This window comes from uncultured Campylobacter sp. (assembly GCF_938030815.1).
Lineage (GTDB): Bacteria > Campylobacterota > Campylobacteria > Campylobacterales > Campylobacteraceae > Campylobacter_B.
The window spans coordinates 1-5,035 of sequence record NZ_CALHII010000159.1 but is presented as its reverse complement, the minus strand read 5'-3'; the positions used below and the strand labels follow the sequence as shown (position 1 = coordinate 5,035).

Here is a 5,035-nt window from a genome sequence, read left to right as displayed (position 1 = left end):
GCCTGGCGGATCCACCACGTCGCGTATGTCGAAAATTTATAGCCGCGCTTGTATTCAAATTTATCCACAGCCTTCATGAGCCCGATGTTGCCCTCCTGGATGAGGTCTAAAAACGGCAGTCCGCGGTTGGTGTAGCGCTTGGCGATGGATACGACCAGGCGTAGGTTGGACTTAGCCATGCGCGCCTTTGCATTATCGCTGATGCGCTTGCCGCGTTTGATCTGCTCTAAAATTTCTTTCAGCCGCTCGGGCTCGAGGTTGAAGCTTTTTTTGCTTGCTTCTTTGGTTAAAAAGAGCTTTTTAATATCGACGTAGGTCGAGACCATCGTAGCTTCCGGCACGCGCGCGATGATGTCGTCTTTGCTAAGCCTCGTGATCTCTTTTAGAATTTTTTTGTGGTTTTCGCGCAGTTCGGCGCTAAACATCGGCAGCTTATACTCTAGGCGCTTGAGCTCTTTTTCGAAGCCCTCGTCGCTTTTTAGCGCGGTCTCCATCGATTTTACGATCTCGGTGATGAGCTTGCTCGTAGGCCCTAGATCCATGAGTTTTTCTTTTAAAATTTTCTTTTTAAACGCCAAGTTTAGCTTCGATAAAATTCCCTTGCTCTGCTTAATCGCCTCGGCGTTTTTCTCGGCAAATTTCATCCAGTCCTTTTTGGCTTTTTCAAGAGCCTTGAAGCTTTCGATGACCTTTAGAGCGCGCTTATCGTTCTTTCTAGAGCGCCTTTGCTTCGCCTCGTCCGCGCTCTCCTCATCCTCCTCGTCGTCGTCGTAATCCTCCTCCGATAGTTCCTCTTCGTCCTCCTCTTCACCCTCTTCGTCGCTGTCGTCAAAGCTCTTGAAAAGCTCCTTAACGCGGCGTTCGCGGTTGATGAGCGGCTCTTTATAATCCAGTATAAAATCGATCAGATATGGTACGGAGCAAAACGCGTCGATGATGATGTCCTCACCGAGCTCGATTTTTTTGCTGATCTCGATCTCTTCTTCCTTGGTTAGCAGCGGGATCTGCCCCATTTCGCGCAGATACATCCGCACCGGGCTGTCCGAACGGCTCCACTCCAAAAGCTCGACGTCGCTGGATAGATCAAACTCCTCGTCCCAGCCCTCGTCCAGTAGCTTTTTTTGCGTGGCTTCTTTGAGTTTTGCGTCCTCTAAATTTTTGATTTTGGAGATTTCTGCGGCGGAGATCAGCTCGACGTCGAATTTTTTCGTAAGCGCTTCGACCTTCTTAACGGCCGTCGCGGTGGGGGCTTTGTCGAAAAATTTTATCAGTCTTTCGTAGGTGATGTAGCTTTTTTGATTGTCGTCGAAAAATTGCTCGATGGGGCTTAAGGCGTCTTTTGGGCTCGCCATAAAATCTCCTTGTGTCGTTGTGTATTTGGTTTTGGAAAATCGGATTATACCGAAACGCTCTTTATTTTTGCTTATATGCGGCGCAAACTATTTAAATTTAATAATTTTCGAAATTCTAGAAACTAGGCCAAATTTTAAAATTTAGGTTATATTTTTAGCTAAATTTAAGACTGCTCGCTAAAATTCTGCGTTCGCAAGACGAAAAACCAACGAGCCGAAATTCCGCTTCCTTTGCGCTGCCGCTTTAAAATTTAACGCTTCTGCACTTCCTATCCCTGCGTTTTTGCGTTTAAATTTAGCCCTAAATTCTGGGCGAGGAATTCCGCCATCATATCGGAGCGATTGAGCGGATTTTAATAAATTTGTCGGTAAAATCGCGCATCTATTTTAAAATTTAAGGCGGAAATATGGCAAAAGTATGGAAATTCGGCGATGATATCGACACCGACATTATTATCGCGGCGCGCTACCTAAATACATCCGACGCAGCGGTGCTTGCGACGCACATTATGGAGGATGCGGACAGGGATTTTTCGTCCAAAATAACTCGCGGCGACATCATCGTAGCGGGGAAAAATTTCGGCTGCGGCAGCTCGCGCGAGCACGCACCGATGGCGCTTAAGGCCGCCGGAATTTCATGCGTGATCGCAAAAAACTTCGCTAGGATTTTTTATCGAAACAGCTTCAACACGGGCTTTTTGATCCTCGAATGCGACGAGACGGATAAGATCGCGCAGGGCGACGAGCTTAGCATCGATCTGAAGGGCGGCGTAATTAAAAATTTAACTCAAAAAACGCAGTATAAATTCGGCGCAATTCCCGAGTTTATGCAAAAGCTCCTCGATGCCGGCGGAGCGATAAATTATGCAAAAACAAAGATAAACTTGTAAGGAATTCGGATGAAAAAATACGACGTATGCGTGATAAAAGGCGACGGAATCGGCCCTGAGATCATCGAAGAAGCGATCAAGGTGCTTGATGCCGTAAGCCATAAATTTAATTTTGAGCTAAATTTTGACTACCGCTTGATGGGAGGCGCGGCAATCGACATTATGGGCGTTCCGCTTCCGGATGAAACGCTAAATACCGCTAAATCGAGCGACGCGGTGCTTTTCGGTGCGATCGGCGGCGCTAAATGGGACGGTCTGCCGCGCGAACTGCGCCCAGAAAGCGGACTGCTAAAAATTCGCAAAGAGCTTGGAGCGTTTGCAAATTTGCGTCCCGCGATGATTTTTGATGAGCTGATAAACGCTTCGACGCTAAAGCCCGAGATCATAAAAGGCGTCGATATAATGGTGGTGCGCGAGCTTACGGGCGGGATTTATTTCGGGCAGCCGCGCGTTAAAAACGAAAAGGATGCGCTAAATACGATGTGTTACAGCGCTGCCGAGATCGAGCGCGTGGCTAAGGTCGCGTTTGAGGCAGCGCTTTTGCGAAATAAAAAGATAACGCTTGTGGATAAGGCCAACGTGCTTGAAACAAGCCAGCTGTGGCGCGAAGTCGTAAGCGAGCTAGCCAAAAATTACGAGGGGATAAATTTGGAGTTTATGTACGTCGATAACGCCGCGATGCAGCTCGTGCGGGCGCCTGCGCAGTTTGATGTGATTTTGACGGAGAATTTATTCGGCGATATTTTAAGCGATGAGGCGAGTATGATCTGCGGCTCGATCGGGCTGCTTCCGAGTGCGAGTATCGGCGGTAAGGTAGGCATCTACGAACCGATCCACGGCAGCGCGCCCGACATCGCGGGGCAGGGGATCGCAAACCCGATTGCTACGATCTTAAGTGCGGCGATGATGTTAAAATACGCATTCGGCGAAAATGAGGCTGCAGTGGCGATCGAAAGCGCCGTACGCACCGTGCTTCGCGACGGATACCGCACCAAGGATATCGCGCAGTACGATGCCAAAGAAATTTGCTCGACTGCAGAGATCGGCTCGATCATCGCAGATTACGCGGCTAAAGCCTAGGAGTAGGCCTTGAATAGCGCGCTGGCTTATGCTTTGAAGCTTGAGGAGAGAGGCGATATTTACGGCGCAATGCGGATTTGCCGCGGTATTTTACGCGATAATCCGCAAGATGGCGATGCGGCGGTGCTTTTTGCGCGGCTAAATTTGAATCACCGGGTAAGCTCGGGCGTCAATATGGCGATGCTGGAGCGCTTTTTTAGCGTCGATGCGCGCAAACAAGCAGAATTTAAGAGGTGGCTAATTGATGTATGAAAATGAACTGGAAGATATCATCGAAGCAGTAAATGAGATGAAAGCGCAAAAGCGCGCGCAAGATTTGGCGGTGCAGCAAGAGGGGGCTGTGAATGCAAACAGCGCTGAAGCAGAAGCACAGGATGCTTTAAGCCCCGCTTCTTTTGCGCCAGATCCCATTGCATCTGGCGCCTTAAATTCCACATCTGCACCGGATATCGCTTCATCAAACGCGCAAAATTTCACTTCCTTAGATACTAAAAATTCCACTTCGCGTCTTGTTTCATCGGACGCTTTAAATTCCGCCTTCGATCATTCAAATTCCATGGCGAGTAAGAGCTCTGCGCCTAGCAGCGCAGAATTTGCAGCGGACGCTACTTTAAAAAAATCTGCCGCAAAAGATGAAAATTTTACTTTTTCAGGCGAGGAGAATTTTAAAAACTCTGATCTTGCAGGCGGTCAAAATTCCGTGGCCTCCGTCTCTTTAAATGGAGAAAATTTTATAAATTCCGCTTCTGCAAGTAGCAAAGATTCCGCAAATTCAACCTTTGCAAACGATGGAATTTTAAAAAGCTCCGCCGCGAAATTTGACGAAAGCTTTCGTGATTTATCGGGCATCGCAGGCGAAATTTACGATAGTTTAGGCAGCAATATGAATGGGTTTGTTTCGCCGCAAAGCAGGGACGCAAGCATAGCGCAAAGCTCTGCCGAAAGTAAAGATTTTGAATTAGCACTAAATTCTACGGATGACGACTCCCAAAGTAAGCAAGATTTGACGCCTCGTATTTTAGGCGCGCATTTTAAGGAACTTCGCAATGACGATTTTGGGCCTGGCTCTGATTTCAAAGAAAACGAAGCTGACGATTATTTCGGTACGGCGCATTCTAAAAAGCAGGATTTAGCGTCGCTTCAAGCTCAAAATTCCGCCGCGCTAGAGATCCGAAATGCTGCCACGCGCCAGCAAAATTTCGTTTCGCAGCCGCAGAATTTTACGATCCCTGAGGCGCGAGATCATGAGCTCGCCACGCCGCAGCTTCGCAATTCTGCCGTGCAGGATATGCAAGCTGGAAGTTTTGCCTCTTATGGTGCTAAAAATTCCGCCGTGCGCCAGCCAGAGGAAGCACGACATCTTGGGGCTGCGAGACAAGCGGGTGACAAATCAAAATATCTCGCAAATGCAGATTTTAAAATTTCAAGCGAGGCGGAGTTTTTGAGCGCGATAAAAGAGCGGATTTTAGTGCTTTTTGAGGGGCTAAACGCTTTTGAGAAGGGCGATTTGAACGCGCGTGTGGAGCTAAATTTAAAATTTATGGAATTTTTGCTTGCAAGTATCGAAAACCGACTTGAAAATCTATCAAAATGACGATTTCATCGCGCTTTTAGATTATCTTAAAAAATTTAGCTCACGCATATATCTAGTAGGCGGCTGCGTGCGCGATCATTTTTTGGGGCGGGCGAGTCGGCGTTCTTTAATTTTTTGGG

General features: G+C 47.8%; 5 protein-coding genes. 4 read left to right on the top strand and 1 reads right to left on the bottom strand.

What is annotated here, in order from left to right:
- A partial coding sequence (locus Q0277_RS06290) for a sigma-70 family RNA polymerase sigma factor (protein ID WP_297996578.1) occupies positions 1–1,352 on the bottom strand: 1,352 nt, incomplete at its 3' end.
- A gap of 407 nt (positions 1,353–1,759) precedes the next feature.
- Between Q0277_RS06290 and Q0277_RS06285 the strand changes: the two genes are divergently transcribed.
- The 4 genes from Q0277_RS06285 to Q0277_RS06270 are packed head-to-tail and all read left to right on the top strand — an operon-like array spanning position 1,760 to position 4,916.
- Entirely contained in the window at positions 1,760–2,242 is a 483-nt protein-coding gene (locus tag Q0277_RS06285) for a 3-isopropylmalate dehydratase small subunit (protein WP_297996576.1), read from the top strand.
- 9 nt (positions 2,243–2,251) lie between these two features.
- Positions 2,252–3,322: a 3-isopropylmalate dehydrogenase gene (leuB, locus tag Q0277_RS06280; RefSeq protein WP_297996575.1), complete on the top strand. Its 1,071-nt coding sequence runs from the start codon at positions 2,252–2,254 to the stop codon at positions 3,320–3,322.
- Positions 3,323–3,331: 9 nt separating this feature from the next.
- Positions 3,332–3,574: a hypothetical protein gene (locus Q0277_RS06275; RefSeq protein WP_297996573.1), complete on the top strand. Its 243-nt coding sequence runs from the start codon at positions 3,332–3,334 to the stop codon at positions 3,572–3,574.
- Entirely contained in the window at positions 3,567–4,916 is a 1,350-nt protein-coding gene (locus tag Q0277_RS06270; RefSeq protein WP_297996570.1) for a hypothetical protein, read from the top strand. Before Q0277_RS06275 ends, Q0277_RS06270 begins: the two co-directional genes overlap by 8 nt.
- Positions 4,917–5,035 lie beyond the last annotated feature (119 nt).

Excerpts from the sequence above, each read along its gene's own strand:
- leuB (WP_297996575.1), top strand. The coding sequence starts at position 2,252 with ATGAAAAAATACGACGTATGCGTGATAAAAGGCGACGGAATCGGCCCT.
- Q0277_RS06270 (WP_297996570.1), top strand. The coding sequence starts at position 3,567 with ATGTATGAAAATGAACTGGAAGATATCATCGAAGCAGTAAATGAGATG.
- Q0277_RS06285 (WP_297996576.1), top strand. The coding sequence starts at position 1,760 with ATGGCAAAAGTATGGAAATTCGGCGATGATATCGACACCGACATTATT.